This is a genomic window from Paenibacillus sp. PAMC 26794 (assembly GCF_000316035.1).
In the GTDB taxonomy this organism is placed as follows: domain Bacteria; phylum Bacillota; class Bacilli; order Paenibacillales; family Paenibacillaceae; genus Paenibacillus.
The window spans coordinates 125,553-144,925 of sequence record NZ_ANHX01000091.1; the positions used below are offsets into that span (position 1 = coordinate 125,553).

Below are 19,373 nucleotides of genomic sequence, written 5' to 3' on the forward strand. Positions count from 1 at the left end.
TTGTTAAAGGGAAAATCCGGTGATAAAGGCGAACGCTTCGCTTTTTCAGGTTTTTTCTGTCCTTTCCGTTTTTTGTATAAATAAATAGTTCAAACTATATAGATCTAAATCAAGCTTGAGGTAGTAGAATATTGATACAAAATAAAGCACCGCTGACAATATCCTTTACAGGAGATGTCGCGGTGCTTTATTTTGCGTTGAGCTATTTTTACAACTTGAGCATCTCTTCCAGTTTTTCCTCATTCAGCAGACTTCCCACATAGAACGAACCGAATTCGCCATAACGGGCGCTAACTTCATCAAAACGCATCTCATAGACGAGTTTTTTGAACTGAAGCGCATCATCCGCAAACAGCGTAACGCCCCATTCCCAATCGTCGAAACCGACGGAGCCTGTAATGATCTGTTTTACTTTACCCGCATAGCTGCGTCCAATCATGCCGTGACTGCGCATCATGGTGCGACGCTCGTCCATAGACAGCATGTACCAGTTGTCATTCAGCTCACGTTTTTTGTTCATCGGATAGAAGCAGATGTATTGGCGTTGCGGCAGAACTGGTTTCAGACGGGCGATAATCTCCGGATTCTGCATCGGGTCTTCGCCTTCTTTGCCAAGGTAGTTACTCAGTTCCACTACACTGACGTAGGAATACGATTTGGTCGTGTACTGAGCAAACATCGTTTTGTTAAACGCATTCTCAACGGCCTTCAGATCTTCCAGCGTTTCACGCAGATGCATCATGCAAAGGTCAGCCTTCTGTCCCACTACGGTATAAACGACCGTGCTTCCTTGGGATGAATTCTCGACTTCTTTCCATTCCTTCCAGAATTCTTCCAGCTCGTCCAGTGCTACAGCACGTTCCTCATCATCTGCTGCTTTCCAGGCGGCCCAGTTAATCGAGCGAAAATCATGCAGGGCATACCAGCCCTCCAGTGTTGATGCGGCTTCGTTCATTGGTTGTGTTCCTCCTGCAAGGTATATTTCCAAATCCCTATAAGGGACGGGTGAGTGCTTTATCGTTTCATTGTATCCCAACATGAAGCAGAAGGGCAAATGAACAGAGTATAAATATAGGGAAATTTGTCCAGAAAGTTCGTTGCTTCGCCACATTTTTTGCGGTACACTAACTACTATCCAGAAGTGAAACCTGAATGTGTGAAAGAAGAGGTGAATGTCGCCCGATGCAATTTATACCTGTGTTGGTATTGATGGTATTATTTTTCGTTATGATGTTTGGTATCGGTTTCATTCTGAACATGCTGATGAAGACCACCTGGTTTCCTTCCTATCTGTTCATCATTGTGATTTTGCCTGTCGTCGTGTACTCTCTATGGGATCATTCGTCATCTCTGATGTCACATCTGGGTTCTTTCCAGCTTGTAGACTATATGACGGGCATCGCTGGACTGGCTGGTGCGGTAATCAGTGGCTGGACGATCCAGAAGTTGCGTTTGGGTGGGTACAGAATGTTTTAGATTGTTGGAAAGAGGTAACACATGCCACTGTAATCGCGTGAAAGTCTTGTCTTTGTCGTAAACGCTTACGAGTACAAAGGGAAGGCTTTTTTGCTATTCATTTATATTAGAGGGATTATTGTACACTTGTACTTCATATACATCTGGAGAACATTCTCTTCAGATATTCCCTTGTATTCTGCGGCTACAGCTTTTATAGTATTCTAGCGACTCTCGACATGTTTTTTCGAAAGTTGCTGAATTCGGCGAAAACGTGAATGATGTCGACCTAGGACGAAACGGAGCGAGAACAGGCCATCTTTTTACCTGTTTTTGAGCATTTGAGGATCAGACATTTATGATAGAATAGATAAACATACTTTTGGGGAGAAGGAGATCAGGCTATGCGCATGAAGAATCTGCACCATTATACTGAACATCATCGCTACTGCGTATACAGGGAGTTTGGACTTAGCGCCCTGGATGACCGTATGCTTACAGGAGCATATCAGCCCATGGTAGGTGCTTTTGCGGTTGGCTTGTATCGGCTGTTGTTTCAGCATCTTCCCGGTGAACAGGTCGGTTATTCGCCGCTTGAACAGCAACGGAGGCTGTTCATGACACTTGGCTTGGAGCCAAGTGAGAAAGGGCGCAAATATTTGTTAGAGCAGACATCCAAGCTTGAGGCAGTGGGGCTACTTCAGACTTCACGACTATATATACCGGAAAATGATGATTACATTTACGAATATGAGCTGCAACCGCCGCTCTCTCCGGTAGAATTTTTCCGGACACAGCATTTGACACTGTTGCTTCGTGACAAGATTGGCAAATTCGCTGTCCTTTCCCTGCGTTCCGGTTTCTCGGCAGTGGAAAATGGGGACGCACCTTATCCGGCAGCCAATAAAGAGAATATTTCCGTTCCCTTTTACGATATATTTGAATTGAATACCCATGTGATTGATTACGAGTTGGAGCAAGCATTGTCGGAAGTATCGACTACGGCTCAGCGGACAGGCACGAACGATGCAGCGGAAGAAAACAGTTTGAACTATGCCGACATTATTTTGCGTTTCCCGCGGGAGTCCGTCAATCGCCGCCATGTAGAACAATTGCGATTCGATCATGAACAACTGGGCATTGTAAATTATGTCGTGAACAAGTTTAACCTCAGTGTGCAGGATGTATGCCGTCTGCTGGATGAAGATGATATCTTCAGTCCACAGGGCCAGCTGATTCTGGATGATCTTCAGCATAAGGCGAGTATGCAGTTCAGACAGACGAAGAAGCGGCATGAGCAACAGACTGTACAGGCAGCCAAGGTCGTGGCACTGAGACAGCATATGGAGGAGCCTGAACGGAAAGAAGACTCCGGTGAACCACCTGTTGAGCATGGGGTACAGATGGAATACTACGTCGAAGTACCTCCACAATTTATGACCAAGTGTGATATTCATCAATATAATATGATGTTGCGTAATGAGCCGTATACGCGTCTGTTGCAGACGTTCTTCCCAGGAGCAGTACCGGACAATCTGATCGATATATTTGAGAAAATTGATCTGAGCTACAAGTTGCCTGGTGAAGTCATCAATGTATTGATTCATTATTTGATGGCATTGCTTGTATCTGGTGGAGAGCAGCGGATTAACCGTAACTTCGTTGAGGCCATTGCCTCCAACATGTTGCTCAAGCAGGTGAACTCATATGAGAAAGCTGTTCAATATATTCGTGATCAGGCCAAGGTCAAAGGCAAACAGGCTGCTGGTGCAGCTGGAACCCGTACCCGTACATACGGCAAAGGAACCAAAGCTAAACCCGAAATTCCGATTGTACAAGACATAGGCATCGAAGGTGACGCAGTATCTGAGGAAGAGTTCGAAGAGATGATGCGATTCGCTCAGCAGATGCAGGCAAGCAAGCAAAAGGGAACTTCTTAATTTATTATTTATGTAATAGAACCCAAAAGGCGAGTCTCCTGATGAATGGAGACTCGCCTTTTTTCTAAACCTAAAAGTCAGTAAACTTTTGAATCTGGAGTCTTTATCTCAGAATCGTAGTAGCCTGATTGCCTGCATAATCCTCAATAACCAGCTTCAGCGGGCTGTTGCCGGACGATGGCGTGAAGGTCAGCTCACTCAGCTTCGTTCTACCCCGAATGATATACGGGAATTTCTGCGAAACGTAAGTGACTCCGAACTCGCGTGCCACCCCATTTTCATATACATAGATCTTGTGCCAGTCCTCCAGATCCGGTAGGGCTAACGTGTACTTTCCATCTTTTACCGTGACCTTTTCCTTGGCGTATGGTGTAATCTGAAGATCTGCGAGCTGTCCGGTATGGGTAACCGGCTTCTGCCCGCTAATGGCGATGTTCAGCACGTAATGCTCACCATTGGTCGGAAGTCCGGTCAAGATGGCAGACTGTTTTCCTTTTTTGACCTGAACTGACTTGGTGAAGGGTTCTTTTGTGTACTCTGTTTCTAGTGTGAGTTGAATAGACTCGTTGCCTTTTCCTTTGTCTTTATTTTTATCCTTGTCTTTACCGGTATTCTTATCTTTATCTTTGCCCGTATCTTTCGCTTTCTTCGGGTTTTTCCAGCTTACAATAGCATCGCCATTCTGTTTGAATTTCACATCTATATTCTGAACGGCTGCATTCAGATCATAAGGCAGGACGGTTGCTTCACTTTCGGTACCATCTGCACCAACCGCACGTATAGACAGTTCACCAGACGGCTGTTTTAGCGATTTGATATAAAAAGTGGAATCATACACGCCGCCTACATAGGCGCCATTTTCATATAAATTGTATTGTTTGACCTCTGAATAGTCCTTCATGTCCCATGCGACAACCAGTTCATCGGTGTTGGTCAGTGCTTTGGCAATATGGAATCCGGTCGGTGCATCCGGTACAGCCGCTGAACCGTCGGAAATGCGGATCTCGCCAATATTCATCTGGTAATTCTCAATCGCTTTGCCATTCGGGTCAAAGGATAGTCCCATAGCGGCAATGGTCTTGCCTTGATAGGCGCTCAAGTCCAGTGAAGCGGTCTTCCAGCCTTCCGTATGCTGGCCTGCATTAGGCACATTTACGTTGACCACGTTGGATGGATCATCTTCGAAGATCAACCCAACATGCAGGGAGGAAGCGTCACTAGTCGACGGTTTGTTATACGTCAGCTCCAGTTTGGATTGTCCGTTGACGGACAGATCGGTCTTGTACAGGCGCAGGAAGTTGTCCGCGTTGAGTGTACCGTTCACCACGAGAGAGCTGCCGCCATTAAACGCGCCAATGGAGTCATATGTGTACCTTGCGCCTTTCTCGTAAGATGGACCGTAGTCAAAATCAACACTGAGCTTGTCACCTTTACTATCCATCCACCATTGCCAAGTGACAGGGATATCCTGAATGTTGATATTTGACCATTCTTTATCGTTCGAGACGGCGCCGTCTTCATAATATTTCAGTCCGTGACCTGTATTGAAGCTGGTCGCAAAATTAGAGCCGTTGATGACGGATCGCTCGGTAAGATAAGCGGCAATCCCATCCCAGTTTGCGCCGGAAGCATATACGTCCGACAGATCGGCAGACGCATTACGACGTGCATCTGTCGGGTCTTGATTCGGCCCTGACCACCACGCACGATCGCGTACAAAGGTCATCCACTGATACTCATCCTCGGCTCGGTGATTGGTGCTGCCATCGCCCATCTCTTCATCCAGAGCATTGTGGGTAAAGTCGGCACCCAGTGTTGCGATGCTGTTCATGGGCTGACCGTTCTCATCCAGATTATGACGCAGGTCATAGGACTGCTTCCAGCGGCCGAATTTGTCATGTCCACCTTCAACACCAGCAAATACGGTTTCCAGTGGATCAAGTCCCAGACTAAGGGCATGATCACGGGAATCGCGGAGCATCTTGTGGTTCCATACATAGTTCAGGAAGATGGAATCCGAAACTCTGCCGAGAGCGGAATCCTGCACAAAGGGGCTGTTAACTCCATTAAATTGGTTCTGATACTGAATCTTGCCCGTTGTATTGACGGTGGAATCATACCATTGGACGTACAGACCTTCATCTCTTAGATATTTCATGAATTTCTTGTAGGAAGCGATATCCTCAGGGGCTACACCCCGGGCAACCTCTTCCTGATTGAAGAAATATCCATCGTAGTTGTAGTATTCTGCCATCTCGGCCAGTTTCTCGGCCACAGGGAAATTACCGTTTTCATCCTGGATCAGCATTTGTTTGTACGTCTGTGGTCCACGGTCATTGTCTGAGAAAAAGATGTTAGCAATGGACTTAACGCCGTTCTTGTGGGCTGCATTGGTGTAGGCCGGATTCGGAATGTTCAAAATACCAAACTCGAAGTATTTCTCCGTCCACTCTTTACTCGGGTCATACAGCTCCTCAGGTACTCCCGCAGAGGCCATGCCGTGCCAATAGCTGTAGTAGTCTGTATATTGCCAATAATTGAAGAGGTACTGGCTGAATTCATTGGTATAAGGTGTGCTATCGAAAAATGCATTGCCGTAATCACCACTCATTGTGAACAGTTGGGTGTCTGGACTAAGCTCCTGTGTGGCAGCGAACGCTTCATTACGGGGCTGCAAGGGAACATGGGCACGTAGTAAATCGCCATAGATATCACTTTCCGGTGTCCAGTTCAGAATCTGGGCCGAGGTGTATCCGTGTTGATAGGGCTGATTCACCCCTTTGGCACTTTCACCGGTGTAAGGGAGCGTGTCTCCGGCATAAACGGATGATGCAACAACTTGTCCAATCAGAGCCGTAGTCAGGACCATGGCGGTTACCTTGGGAATGATGCCTTTCGGTTTGAGTTTGCGTGTCATGCTGTTCCTCCTTCAAGTGGAATGAATGTAAGGTATTCTTTTACACAAAACTAAACTTATGGTTAACGATAGTGGATGAAAGCGTTTTTAAATAGGGTAAAATTAAAGAAACACAGATACAAACTAAAGAAAAGTTGCAGGTGACAAGTTAATGTCAGAAGCCTGATGATATAATTCTATATAAGTTAAACTACTCATTTACACGAAAACGGAGAGGATAGAAAAAACCGAAAAAGCGAAGCTACAAGTTTTCTGCAAGAAAGCTACTTCGAAAGCATACACCACGCTTATAAGACAGCATCGGAGGGAACATGCGACTTGAAAATTGTTAGCGTTTACAATAATTTCTTCAAAAATAATATGTTTATGAAAATGCTGCTGATCTTCTCGATGATATCCATTGTCACGATCATTACATTGTCTTATATCATCTTCCTGTCGGTGTCCGACTCCACGATTCGCCGAGAACTGGCGATCCAGAAAGCGGCGATGGAACACGTGGATCGAACCATTCATCAGCAATATGAATCGGTGCAAAACATGGTGAGAGACATGCATCAGAATGAGGCGCTTTCCGCCAACATGACTTACCTGATGAATCATTCGTACGCTGAATATGTTCAGCACATGACGAATGGATATTATGCCAACCAGGACGACTATTCGGCGGATGTGTTGAAACATTTTCAGAACATTATGGATCGTAATTCGCAGATTAACCAACTCATGTTGTATAGCGCCGAGCAGCAGGATCTGTCTACCTTTAATCAACACAAGCAATTCCGCAAGCTGGACACCAATGTAGCCCATTCCTATATTCCTGACGTGATGGCGATGGAAACGCCCAATATCAGCGCACCCAATTACTGGATTCGCAAAGAGATCAATCAATGGGACCCTGCGCTCTATTCCATCCGCGTACCGATTAACAATACACAGACTCTTCGTAATCTGGGCCAGCTTCTCGTCTTCTTTGACTCGGAGGGAATCGGTAACGCGCTGGATAACTACGAGAGCAATCTCAAGGGAGAAATCGTGGTGTTATCGGCCAAAGGCACAGTCTTGTTCGACTCCAACAATCAGTATTACGGAAAGCAGTACCCCTACGTGAATGTGGCCGATTCCCTGTTTGATCAGACGGATATGGATTCGATGAAAAAGAAACAGAACATGTATGTGAACAAGTTTGTCTCTGCGGATCAGGGCTATGTGGTCATTGGCACGGTTCCGGTAGAAGAGATGGCTGAAACCTATGCAGGTATTCGCAATACCATCATCTCGATCAGTATCGTATGTATTCTGTTTGCCGTGCTGGTTCCGGCATTTTTTATTATTAACTTTGCCAAACGAACCCGTCGAATCATTCGCTTCACGCAGAAAGTAAAATATGGCAACTTGACGGCTCGCATCGACGATCCGCGTGATGATGAACTGGGGCAGATCTCGCATAGCTTCAACGACATGCTGGATGAGCTGAATCTGTACATTGAACGGGTCTACAAAGCCGAGATCAAACAGAAGGAGACTGAACTGGTCGCATTACAGGCGCGTATCAACCCTCATTTTCTCTACAATACGCTTGAAGTGATTCGGATGAGGGCCATATCCCAGGGGGCGAGAGACGTCGGCGAGATGATCTATAGCCTATCCGTATTGTTCAAGAGCCTGGTACAGCAGAAGAAAAACTATACGCTGAAGGATGAGATGGAAGCTTGCCGCTTGTATCTGGAGTTATTCCGAATCCGCTACAAGGATATCTTCATATATACGATCCAGATCGATGCTGCTTATTATCAACACCCTGTGGTGAAACTCTCGCTACAACCCATCATTGAGAATTATGTCGTGCATGGTATTCAGACGGAACGTTCGGATAACCGCTTATCGATTTTTGTGGAAGAGACGGATGATGTGGTGCAGGTGGAAGTCAGAGATAATGGCAAAGGCATTGATCCTGCACGCCTGACGGAAATCCTTGAAGAACTGGAACGTCCTGAAGAGTCCGGTCAGATGTTCGGGCTGCGCAGTGTTCATAGTCGATTGCGCTTCCTGTATGGGCCAGAGTTCGGTATCACCATAGAGAGCACCCTCGGAGAAGGAACACGGATCAGGGTGCGTTATCCACATACAGAAGGGACAGGTGTGTAGTATGTACAAGGTGTTTATTGTGGACGATGAGCCATTCATCATTGAAGGCTTATACGATATTGTGGATTGGTCTTCATTTGGTATGGAAATTGTGAGCCATGCAGGTAATGGGCAGGCGGCTTTACACGCGCTCTCTTCTCAGCCTGTGGACATTCTGATTACGGATATATCCATGCCACTCATGAATGGTCTAGACCTGATTCGGGAAGCAAGGCGAGTGCAACCTGAGATTAAGGTCATTATCCTGAGTGGTTTCAATGAGTTCGAATATTTGAAGGAAGGCATGCAGCTGGGGATCGAAAACTATCTACTCAAACCGATTAATGTGGAGGAACTGGAATCCACGCTGAGCAACACAGCGTCCAAGCTGGATCATATGGTGTCACCTCAAGCCGATGATGCTTATGGTATTCAGATTCTGAAAGATAACATTCTTCATCGATGGCTTACCGGACAGATTGCAGCTACTGAATTTGAGGAACGCGCCCAGTTTATGAACCTTTCGCTGGATGCACCTGATGTTGCCGTGGCCATTCTGCGTGACAAAGGGCAAGCTTCTGGTATGTTCGAACGTGTAGAGGAGATGCTTAGAGACAGACGCCATCTGAACGTATTTCATGATATTGATGGAGACATCGTCATTATTGCGAATATTCAGGGTACGAGTGACGAGGAACAGAAGTTGATGGATGGTCTGCAGGCATTATCTGATGAAATAACCGTAACCCATCCGGCGGCACGCATTGGAGCAGGCAGATTGATGAAAGGGCTATACCATGCGCCGACCAGTTATGCCGAGGCCAAAAAGGCACTCCAGTATGTGATGATTTATCCTGATCTTAAAGTCATCGACCATGCCATACTGGAAAGATGCGGAAGTTCCACGGCGACCTTTTTCATTGATTGGAGGGAATACGCCAAACTCATTCTGTCCCGCAATACAGAACAACTTGCCGACAGGATTCGCATGGATTTTGAACAGCATCGCGATGGGCTTACACCTGGGGAGTTACAGAATACCGCACTGGAAGTTGTGATTCGCTTCAAAATGGAACTGGAGAGCATCAAACACTCGGATGAGTCTGCCATATACCAACAAGGGCTTCAACTTGTACTGGACAGTGGCACTTTTGATGAACTCGTGCGGGCGCTTCAGCAGGTTGGGTCGCAGACGATCCAATCCCTATTGCAGGATCTGAAGAATCCAATTGTGAACCAGGTGCTTCAGCATATCGACAAACACTATGCAGAAGAGCTTTCCCTGAAGCTGCTGGGTGCCCACTATCATCTGCATCCGGTGTATTTGGGACAATTGTTCCATAAGGAAACCGGAGAGACGTTTGCCGAATATATCAACAAATACCGGATTGAACGTGCGAAGGAGCAATTGCGTAATTCCAATCTGAAGGTACATGAGATCGCCCGAAATGTAGGGTACTGGGAGACAGGGTATTTCTATAAACAGTTCCGCAAATATGTGGGAATTTCACCGACTGATTACAAGGTGTTTGGTTAATTCGGTGACGGGTAGATCCAACTATGCGGACAGAGAGCCAAGAGACATATCGGGAACAGGAATGGCATGGATGAAAATCATGGCATACGTTACCCGGCATGTCTCTTTCATGTAAGCGATTTATTGAAATAGGTACCAAATAGTTACCCAAGGACGATTTCTCTTTAATTTGTACCTCGAAAACTTAAGTTTATCTTCTTTTTGTAAATGCTTTCATTCGATAAGGTTAAAGCAGTTAGTAAGTAGAGCCTAAAGGAACACGAAAAGGGAGGATCAAAGAAATGAGTAAACAAAGAAAACGCTTCTCACTCGTTCTTGCATTGTTAATGGCCGTTACACTTGTTCTTAGTGCCTGTGGAGGAAGCAAAGATGCTTCGGAATCCGAAGGAGCTGGTGATGACGCGGTAGAGTTGATCTGGTATACCATCGGTACCCCTCAGAAAGACGTCAACAAAGTGATGGAAGAAGTGAGCAAGTATACCAAAGAGAAAATTAATGCCACGGTAACGATGAAGATGGTTGACTGGGGTGACTACCCGCAGAAGATGCAGGTTAACGTAGCATCCGGTGAGCCAATGGACATTCTGTTCACCTCTTCTGGTGGATTCGATTATGTACAAAATGCCAGAAAAGGTGCATTCCTTGAACTGGATGACTTGCTTGCTAAATACGGTCAGGATATCACCAAGACCATTGATCCTGCATTCCTCAGCGGTTCGAAGGTAGACGGACACAATTACGGAATTCCAGCCAACAAAGAACTGCCTCAACAAGAGGTATGGCGTTTTAACCAAATGCTGGTTGATAAATACAAGCTGGACATCTCGGGCGTTCGTACGTTAGACAGTCTGGAGCCTTTACTGAAAACGATCAAGGAAAACGAGACGAGTGTAACACCTTTTGCCATGGATAAGAACTATGTTCCTTACGTGCCGTATGACTATGTCATTCAGAATCTGCCAATGGCAATCAAGCTGGATACAACAGACTATAAGCTCGTGAACATATTGGAAACACCTGAAATGAAAGAAGCACTTACTACGATGCACAAATACTACAAGGCTGGTTATGTATCGGCAGAAGCGGCAACAACAGGTTCCACCAATGATCTGACGACATCAGGCAACTGGTTCCTGGATCGTGCACAGACACAGCCGCTCGCGGATAATCAATGGTCTGCAAGTTACGGTTATCAAGTCGTTTCAACACCTGCAAGTGAAGCAATTATAACAAATACCTCTGTACAAGGCTCTATTATGGCGATCTCGGCCAACTCGGAATATCCAGAGAAAGCGATGGAGTTCCTGAACCTGCTGAATACAGATCCTGTGCTGCGTAATATGGTGGATTCCGGTATCGAGGGCACACACTACAAAAAAGTGGATGACACGCATATGGAAAATCTGCCTGAATCGAAAAACTACGATATGCCTTCATACTCCCTTGGGAACAATATGCTGCTCTATCTGAACAGCAATGACCCGGATAACAAATGGGATGAGTTCAAGAAGTTTAACGCTGAAGGTATCAATTCCCCGATCCTCAGCTTTAACTTTGATGCAAGCAATGTATCGTCCGAACTGACGGCGGTACAGAACGTGAAAGAGCAATATTGGGCAGCACTGATGACAGGTACACTGGACCCGGGAGCCAATCTGGATCAAGTGATTGAGAAGTTCAATCAAGCCGGACTGGAGAAAGTAATGGCTGAAGCCCAAAGCCAGCTGGATGCCTGGAGAGCGGAAAACAAGTAACAGTACATCGTAAGGATCGGGCGGCTGCTTATCGCGTCCGGTCCTTTTTTATTCAAGCCTGAAGGAGGATATCCACAATGACTACATTTTTGAAAAACCTGATTAGAAACCGAGTCATGTTGTTCATGGTGCTGCCAGGCGCCATCTGGTTCTTCTTCTTCTCCTACTTGCCACTCGTGGGCACCGTGGCTGCTTTCAAGCAATATCGGTTCAGTCGTGAAGGATTCTGGGCAAGTTTGATAAAGAGCGAATGGGTTGGCTGGGATAATTTCAAATTCCTGTTCAGCACAAGTGATGCATGGCTAATAACGCGTAACACCCTTTTTTATAACATCGCAATTATCTTCCTGGGGCTGGTATTCTCTGTGGCATTGGCCATCCTGCTCTCGGAACTGGTTAATAAACGACTCGCCAAACTATATCAAACGGGCATGTTCCTGCCGTATTTTCTATCCTGGGTTATCGTTGGTTACTTCGCATTCAGCTTCTTGAGCATGGACCGCGGGATGTTGAATCAGATTATCGGCTGGTTTGGGATGGAACCAATTCAGTGGTACTCTGAGGCGAAATATTGGCCGTATATTCTGGTATTCGTAGCGTTATGGAAAACCATCGGGTATAGCAGCGTTGTCTATCTGGCTTCCATACTGGGGATTGATAAATCACTGTATGAAGCAGCCATGATTGATGGAGCAAGCAAATGGCAGCAGATTCGCAATATTACGATTCCGTTGCTATCGCCCATCATCACGATTATGACCTTGCTGGCCGTAGGGCGCATTTTCTATGCCGACTTTGGACTGTTCTATCAGGTACCAAGGGATTCGGGTACGCTTTATTCTGTGACAAATGTTATTGATACGTATGTATATCGTGGTTTGAAAACTAGTGGTGAGATTGGCATGAGTACGGCTGCCGGATTGTATCAATCCGTCGTGGGCTTTGTGCTTGTTATTATCTCCAACTATGTTGTTCGCAAAGTAGATAAAGACAGCAGCCTATTCTAGGACAAGGGAAAGGAGTGAACCACTATGGCTCAAGCTCAACTCGTTAAAAAACGCGACTTCCACCACGTATCCAGCGGCTGGAACGTGATTATGAACATCATTGCCGGTCTATTCGCTCTGATCTGTGTATTTCCTTTTGTATTTGTAGTCATCATCTCGTTTACGGACGAGAAAGCACTGGCACGTGATGGGTATCGTCTGATTCCGGCAGAATGGAGTCTCGCGGCATATCAGTTTGTCTGGCAGAGTGGGGACACGCTGCTGCGGGCGTATGGAGTTACCATTCTGGTGACGGTACTTGGTACTATTATCAGTCTGATTCTCATGTCACTGTATGCGTATGCGGTTTCCCGCAAGAGCTTCAGATATCGGAGATTTTTCTCCATCTTTGCAATTCTTACCATGCTGTTCAACGGCGGGATGATTCCAACCTATATGGTCGTATCCCAGCTGCTTGGGTTGAAAGATACGTTATGGGCACTGATTCTGCCGCTGGCGATGAATGCCTTCTATATTATGATCCTGCGTACATTCTACTCCACCAGTGTACCGGATGCAGTCATTGAATCGGCGAAGATTGATGGCGCCGGTGAGTTCTATACCTTTATGAAAATCGTGGTTCCACTCTCCTTGCCGGGACTGGCAACCATCGGGTTGTTCAGTACACTCGGTTACTGGAATGATTGGTTCAATGCGCTGTTATACATCGATAATCCGAATCTGGTACCACTGCAATCTATGTTAATGCGGATTGAATCGAGTATACAATTTATCCAGCAGAACTCTGCTAACAGTTCAATGAGTCTGGCAGCCATGCAGTCCATTCCGCAGGATACGTCCCGAATGGCGATGGTTGTGCTTGCTACGTTGCCGATTATATTCGCTTATCCTTTCTTCCAGCGTTATTTCGTACAGGGTCTGACGGTGGGCGCGGTCAAAGAATAACCGGATCACGTTATAGGATTGGAGAGATGCAGATTGATGACTTACAAGGATCAAAGCAAATCCGTAGAGGAACGGGTACAACACCTGCTTAGCCTGATGACTACGGAAGAAAAGGTAGGCCAACTCACTCAGCCATTTGGCTGGCAGACATATACGAATGATCAAGGGAACATCACGTTAAATGATTCCTTTAAACAGCAAGTGGAAAATGGGGGCATCGGCTCCCTCTATGGTGCACTTCGCGCAGATCCGTGGACTGGCGTTACGCTGGAAAATGGACTATCCGCCAGAGAAGGCGCTGAGGCGGTCAATCTAATTCAACGTTATGCAATAGAACATTCCAGACTAGGGATTCCCATTCTGATCGGGGAAGAGTGCTCGCATGGGCATATGGCCATTGACGGAACAGTCTATCCTATCCCCCTTTTACTGGGGAGCACCTGGAATGTGGATCTGTATCAGGAGATGTGCCGGGCAGTAGCACGGGAGACACGTGCTCAAGGTGGTGCGGTCACCTATTCTCCGGTACTAGATGTTGTGCGTGATCCGCGCTGGGGACGTACGGAGGAATGTTTCGGTGAAGATCCGTTTCTCATTGGAGAGTTGGCAGTTGCTTCCGTAGAAGGGCTTCAGGGTGAAAGTCTTGACCGTGGAGATACAGTAGCGGCAACGCTGAAACATTTTGTTGGTTATGGCAGCTCGGAAGGTGGACGTAATGCAGGGCCTGTACATATGGGCTGGCGCGAACTGCTGGAAGTGGATCTCTATCCATTCCGCAAAGCGGTGGAAGCTGGCGCTGCGTCGATCATGCCGGCATATAACGAAATTGACGGCACGCCTTGCACCGTGAATACGGAATTGCTGGAAGATGTATTGCGTAAGGATTGGGGCTTTGACGGTCTGGTCATTACGGATTGTGGCGCGATCAATATGCTGGCAAGTGGGCATGATGTCGCGGCAGATGGAATGGAAGCTTCCGTACAGGCGATTGAGGCAGGCATCGATATGGAAATGTCCGGTGAGATGTTTGGGCAATATCTGGTGCAGGCGGTGGCAGAAGGCAAGCTTGATGTGAAGATTCTGGATCAGGCTGTCTCTCGTGTGCTGGCATTGAAGTTCAGACTGGGTTTATTCGAACAGCCTTATGTGGATGCCGATCAGGCAGCAGAAGTCATTGGCAGTGAAGCGCATGTTCAGCTGGCACGCCAGTTGGCTGCGGAAGGGGTTGTGTTGCTCAAAAATGAGGCTGACACGTTACCTCTATCGATAGCCAATGTGGGCCGGATTGCCGTCATTGGCCCAAATGCGGACCAGGCTTACAATCAACTCGGCGATTACACGTCGCCACAACCGAAATCCAAAGTAGCTACCGTGCTGGATGGGATTCGGATTAAGCTGGCTAACCGTGTTCTTGAGCACACGAACGAGGTCGCTGATCGTCATGGGATGCATGAAAAGGATGACCGTCCGGCTGGATATGGGGATAATCATGCTGCGAAGAATTTGGCAAGTGATCTAGAGCGTGATTCATCCGAGGTACTTTATGCACCAGGCTGCCGGATCAAAGGTGATTCGAAAGAAGGATTTGAGCGTGCAATCGAAGTTGCCAGCCAGGCGGATACGGTCATTATGGTGGTTGGCGGTTCCAGTGCGCGTGACTTTGGAGAAGGAACGATTGATCTGAAAACGGGCGCTTCCAATGTATCGGATAACTCATGGAATGATATGGAGTGTGGCGAAGGGATCGACCGTATGACGTTGGGTCTTGCCGGAGTACAGTTGGAACTCATTCAGGAGATTCACAAGCTCGGCAAGAAGCTTGTCGTTGTTTACATTAATGGTCGTCCCATCACTGAACCTTGGGTAGATGAACATGCCGATGCGATTCTGGAGGCGTGGTATCCGGGTCAAGAGGGCGGGCATGCCATTGCAGATATTTTATTCGGTGATGTGAATCCGTCAGGCAAATTGACGATCTCCATTCCGAAGCATGTCGGACAATTACCGATCTATTATAACGGCAAACGTTCCCGAGGCAAGCGTTACCTCGAAGAGGACTTGGAGCCACGTTATGCATTTGGATACGGACTGAGTTATACCACATATGAGTACAGCGAACCTCAGCTGAGTGCTGCATCCATGACAACTGATGATTCAGTTACGATATCGGTGAATGTGACCAACACTGGCCGTTATGCAGGTGCAGAGGTTGTACAGATGTATATATCTGACGTGGTTAGCTCCCTGACTCGTCCCGCCAAGGAACTGAAGGGGTTTGCAAAAGTGAAGCTGGAGCCTGGAGAGACACAGACCGTGGAATTCCACATCGGGGCCGAGCAGCTGCAGTATATTGGTCGTGATTTGAAGCCTGTCGTTGAACCGGGACAATTCCATATTCATATCGGCAGCAGCGTAAACGATACGCAAATGGCCGAACTGACTGTAAGGGAGGCGTAAGACGTTGGAACGTATCAGACGATTTATTCGCGAATTGTCCGAACATCAGTGGCTGGAGCAATTACAGCTGCGCAGCTGGGACATTACCCGCGCTTATTATCATGTGCCAGGACAGTATGAGGATCAGGGTGAGTACCCCGAAGGGCAAGATTTTGAGCGTTTTCCGAGCAAACAGGGAACGACTTATTTTTTTAGAACACGTTTGGAGATCCCTGCTACATGGCAGCAAGCACCTTATGGGCTTGTATTTGAGACAGGCGGAGAAGGCTTGCTTCGGGTAAATGGGCACTCTTATCAGGGTCTTGACCGCAATCACACCTACGTCACCCTTGATCCGTACAAAGTTGGAATCAATCCGGAACTGGAGATCGAGATGTTTGATCCAGTACCTGAACCCGTGGACCCTTTGAATCAACAGGCGGTTATTCAGCCGCCAATCACATCGATTACGAGCCTGTTGGTAAGACCAAATGAAGCAGTTCGCAGTCTGATGTGTACCGTCATTATTGTGCGTGATTCGGCTGTGTTGCTACCGGAAAGTGACTTTCGGCGGGTTCGCCTGTTAGAACTGGTGTATCGTGCGATGGATCAATTTGTAGGCATGTCAGTAGAAGAGATTGAGCATGGAGAGGGTATTCGTCAGATTGAGAATAATCTGAAGCATCATGTGCGTGAGATTGGTGGCAACGCGGAAGGTCTGGAGCATATGGTGGGACAGTCCCATATTGATATTGCCTGGCTGTGGCCTGTACGCGAGACGGTACGCAAAACGAGTCGTACCTTCTCCACCGTAGATGCACTCATGAATGAATATCCGGACTATGTCTATTCCCAGAGCCAACCCTTACTATATGCGTTTCTGAAGGAACATGATCCTGAGCTGTATGCACGGGTGAAGCAGCGGATTGCAGAAGGTCGCTGGGAATTGGTTGGCGGCATGTGGGTGGAGCCGGATCTGAACATCCCGAGCGGGGAGTCCCTGATTCGCCAGATGTTATATGGTCAGCGTTTCTATATGGAAGAGTTCGGCAAGACATCACAGATTGAATGGCTACCGGATACGTTCGGGTACTGTGCCTCCCTGCCGCAGATTTTGAAGCATGGCAATGTGGAGTATTTCATGACAACAAAGCTCGGATGGAATGACACAAATGTGTTTCCGTACGATCTCTTCCACTGGGTGGGCATTGACGGAACACCCATTCTGTCTTACCTCAATCATGGTGTTAACGAGCACACGCTGCCTAAGGACATTCATGATCACTGGCAGTCGTACCGTGAGAAAGCCGCGCATCCGGAGCACATGCTTCTGTACGGACACGGAGATGGCGGTGGTGGCGTAACACGCGAGATGCTGGAGTATGTGGATCGCTCAGACCTGATGGTAGGACAGCCCGCCAGTCGATATAGTACAGCTGGAGCTTTCTTTGCCGGAGTTGAAAAGGAGCAGCCTGTACTTCCGAAGTGGCATGGCGATCTGTATCTGGAGTTACATCGGGGAACCTACACGACACATGCGCGCAATAAGCGCAACAATCGGAAAGCTGAAGTTCTATATCGTGAAGCTGAATTGTGGAATACACTCGCTCTGCCAGATATGGAGGCGAATACCGAAGCTGAAGTACGTTCAGCACTGCATGACGGCTGGAAATTAATTTTGCTGAATCAATTCCATGATATTATTCCGGGATCAGCGATTACGGAGTCCTACGTCACTTCGAATGAGGAATATGTACAGGTATTTGAATTGGGCAGAACCGGACTGGATCAAGGCATTGCAGCATTGACAACGGGTATCAACACAGAGGGACCGGAAGGTTCATTAGCCTATGTTGTATTCAACAGCCTGGGCTGGAAACGCAGTGCAGTCGTTAAACTTCCTGTGCAGGATGAATTGGATCGCTACGGCATTGATGAAGAAGGCCAGCGCTTGCGGATGGATCGGGAGGATGGCAGTATGTCTATTCTCGTGACGGACATTCCGGCGTTTGGATATAAGACGATTTGGCTGGTACCGGAAAATACAAGGGAAACAAATGTAGGGAAAATGACAAACCTTGCCGCGCGGCCAACCTTTAATGATACATGGGATACCGCATTTTATCATGTGCAGTTCAATGAACGTGGGGAGATCAGCCGTCTGTGGGATAAAACCGCGGAGCGTGAGATGCTGAAGCCGGGTGAACGTGGCAATCAACTCCACTTCTTCCACGATCGTCCAACGCTCTGGGATGCATGGGATATCGACAGTCGTTATGAGGAACAGATTGCTGGCGAAGTGGAAATGTTGGAGAAAAAGCTGGTGCTGGCGGGTACAACAAAGGATGTCCTGCGCTTCCGCTGGAAGCTTCATCAATCGGTGATCACACAAGATATCGTCTTTTATCATGATTCACGACGTATCGACTTCCAGACACAGGTGAATTGGAACGAAAATCACAAACTTCTGAAAGTTGGCTTCCCGATTGATGTGGTGACCTCCAAAGCAACATTCGAGATTCCATTTGGCGCACTGGAACGCCCAACACATCGCAACACAAGCTGGGAACAAGCGCAGTATGAAGTCTGTGGACATCGCTTCGCGGATGTATCCGAATATGGATACGGTGTGAGCCTGCTCAATGATTGCAAATATGGGTATGACGTGCAGGGAAGTACCATTCGTTTGTCCTTACTTCGTGCACCCAAATGGCCTGATCGCACAGCCGATCTGGGAGAACATGAATTCACCTATTCCCTGTATCCACACGACGGAGACTGGAGAACAGCACACACCGTACGTCAGGCAGCTGAGCTGAATCATGAGGTAACGATACATCAAGTGAAACAAGTGCAACAGACGGAGCAGGTACAACCAGAGCAGCAGATAGAGCAGGTACAGCAGAGCGGAGGGACTGAAGTCGATCCAACCACAGATGCAACTGCTAATGCCGCCCCTGTACGCCCAGCAACCGGAGCATGGATTGATTTTGATAGTAACCATGTCATTCTAGATACCGTCAAATTGGCAGAGGATGGACAAGGCACCGTGCTGCGTTTCTATGAATCGTCAGGCAAACGCGAAACCATCACGTTGCAATGGCCACATGCCTTTGAACAGGCGTATCACTCCAACGCACTGGAAGAACCGATCCAACCACTGGCCCATACCAATGGCCAGATTACATTATCTTTTAAACCTTACCAAATACAAACCGTGCTACTGCGGTAAACCTTTTTGAAATATTTTTGAGC

The 19,373-nt window shown here is 47.3% G+C and carries 11 protein-coding genes; 9 read left to right on the forward strand and 2 right to left on the reverse strand.

What is annotated here, in order from left to right:
* Nucleotides 1–208: 208 nt before the first annotated feature.
* Complete coding sequence (hemQ, locus tag D829_RS0129080; RefSeq protein WP_017692434.1) at nt 209–955, reverse strand: hydrogen peroxide-dependent heme synthase; 747 nt, start codon at nt 953–955, stop codon at nt 209–211.
* A 227-nt stretch (nt 956–1,182) separates the two neighbouring features.
* Here hemQ and D829_RS0129085 point away from each other — a divergent pair, with 227 nt between their 5' ends.
* Both D829_RS0129085 and D829_RS0129090 read left to right on the forward strand, forming a co-directional pair.
* On the forward strand, nt 1,183–1,476 hold the full coding sequence (locus D829_RS0129085; protein ID WP_017692435.1) for a YuiB family protein: 294 nt from the start codon (nt 1,183–1,185) through the stop codon (nt 1,474–1,476).
* A gap of 383 nt (nt 1,477–1,859) precedes the next feature.
* The gene (locus D829_RS0129090; protein WP_017692436.1) at nt 1,860–3,395 is read left to right on the forward strand and encodes a helicase DnaB; all 1,536 of its coding nucleotides are present in this window, start codon (nt 1,860–1,862) and stop codon (nt 3,393–3,395) included.
* Between the two features lie 103 nt (nt 3,396–3,498).
* Here the strand turns inward: D829_RS0129090 and D829_RS0129095 are convergent, their stop codons facing one another.
* Nucleotides 3,499–6,312 carry a hypothetical protein gene (locus D829_RS0129095; protein ID WP_017692437.1) on the reverse strand — a complete coding sequence of 938 codons (2,814 nt, stop codon included), beginning with the start codon at nt 6,310–6,312 and terminating at the stop codon, nt 3,499–3,501.
* A gap of 360 nt (nt 6,313–6,672) precedes the next feature.
* Between D829_RS0129095 and D829_RS0129100 the strand changes: the two genes are divergently transcribed.
* The 7 genes from D829_RS0129100 to D829_RS0129130 all read left to right on the forward strand — a co-directional run bounded on the left by D829_RS0129100 (nt 6,673) and on the right by D829_RS0129130 (nt 19,350).
* Nucleotides 6,673–8,460 (forward strand): sensor histidine kinase, encoded by a 1,788-nt coding sequence (locus D829_RS0129100; protein WP_085981473.1) that lies wholly within the window; start codon nt 6,673–6,675, stop codon nt 8,458–8,460.
* Nucleotide 8,461: 1 nt separating this feature from the next.
* Nucleotides 8,462–9,976: a response regulator transcription factor gene (locus D829_RS0129105; RefSeq protein WP_017692439.1), complete on the forward strand. Its 1,515-nt coding sequence runs from the start codon at nt 8,462–8,464 to the stop codon at nt 9,974–9,976.
* Nucleotides 9,977–10,257: 281 nt separating this feature from the next.
* Nucleotides 10,258–11,730, forward strand: a complete 1,473-nt coding sequence (locus D829_RS0129110) for an ABC transporter substrate-binding protein (RefSeq protein WP_017692440.1) — start codon at nt 10,258–10,260, stop codon at nt 11,728–11,730.
* Between the two features lie 77 nt (nt 11,731–11,807).
* Nucleotides 11,808–12,737, forward strand: coding sequence for an ABC transporter permease subunit (locus tag D829_RS0129115; RefSeq protein ID WP_017692441.1), 930 nt, complete (start codon nt 11,808–11,810; stop codon nt 12,735–12,737).
* A 24-nt stretch (nt 12,738–12,761) separates the two neighbouring features.
* On the forward strand, nt 12,762–13,682 hold the full coding sequence (locus tag D829_RS0129120) for a carbohydrate ABC transporter permease (protein ID WP_017692442.1): 921 nt from the start codon (nt 12,762–12,764) through the stop codon (nt 13,680–13,682).
* 36 nt (nt 13,683–13,718) lie between these two features.
* Entirely contained in the window at nt 13,719–16,139 is a 2,421-nt protein-coding gene (locus tag D829_RS0129125) for a glycoside hydrolase family 3 N-terminal domain-containing protein (protein WP_017692443.1), read from the forward strand.
* Nucleotides 16,140–16,143: 4 nt separating this feature from the next.
* Entirely contained in the window at nt 16,144–19,350 is a 3,207-nt protein-coding gene (locus tag D829_RS0129130; RefSeq protein WP_017692444.1) for an alpha-mannosidase, read from the forward strand.
* The last annotated feature ends 23 nt before the right edge of the window (nt 19,351–19,373 follow it).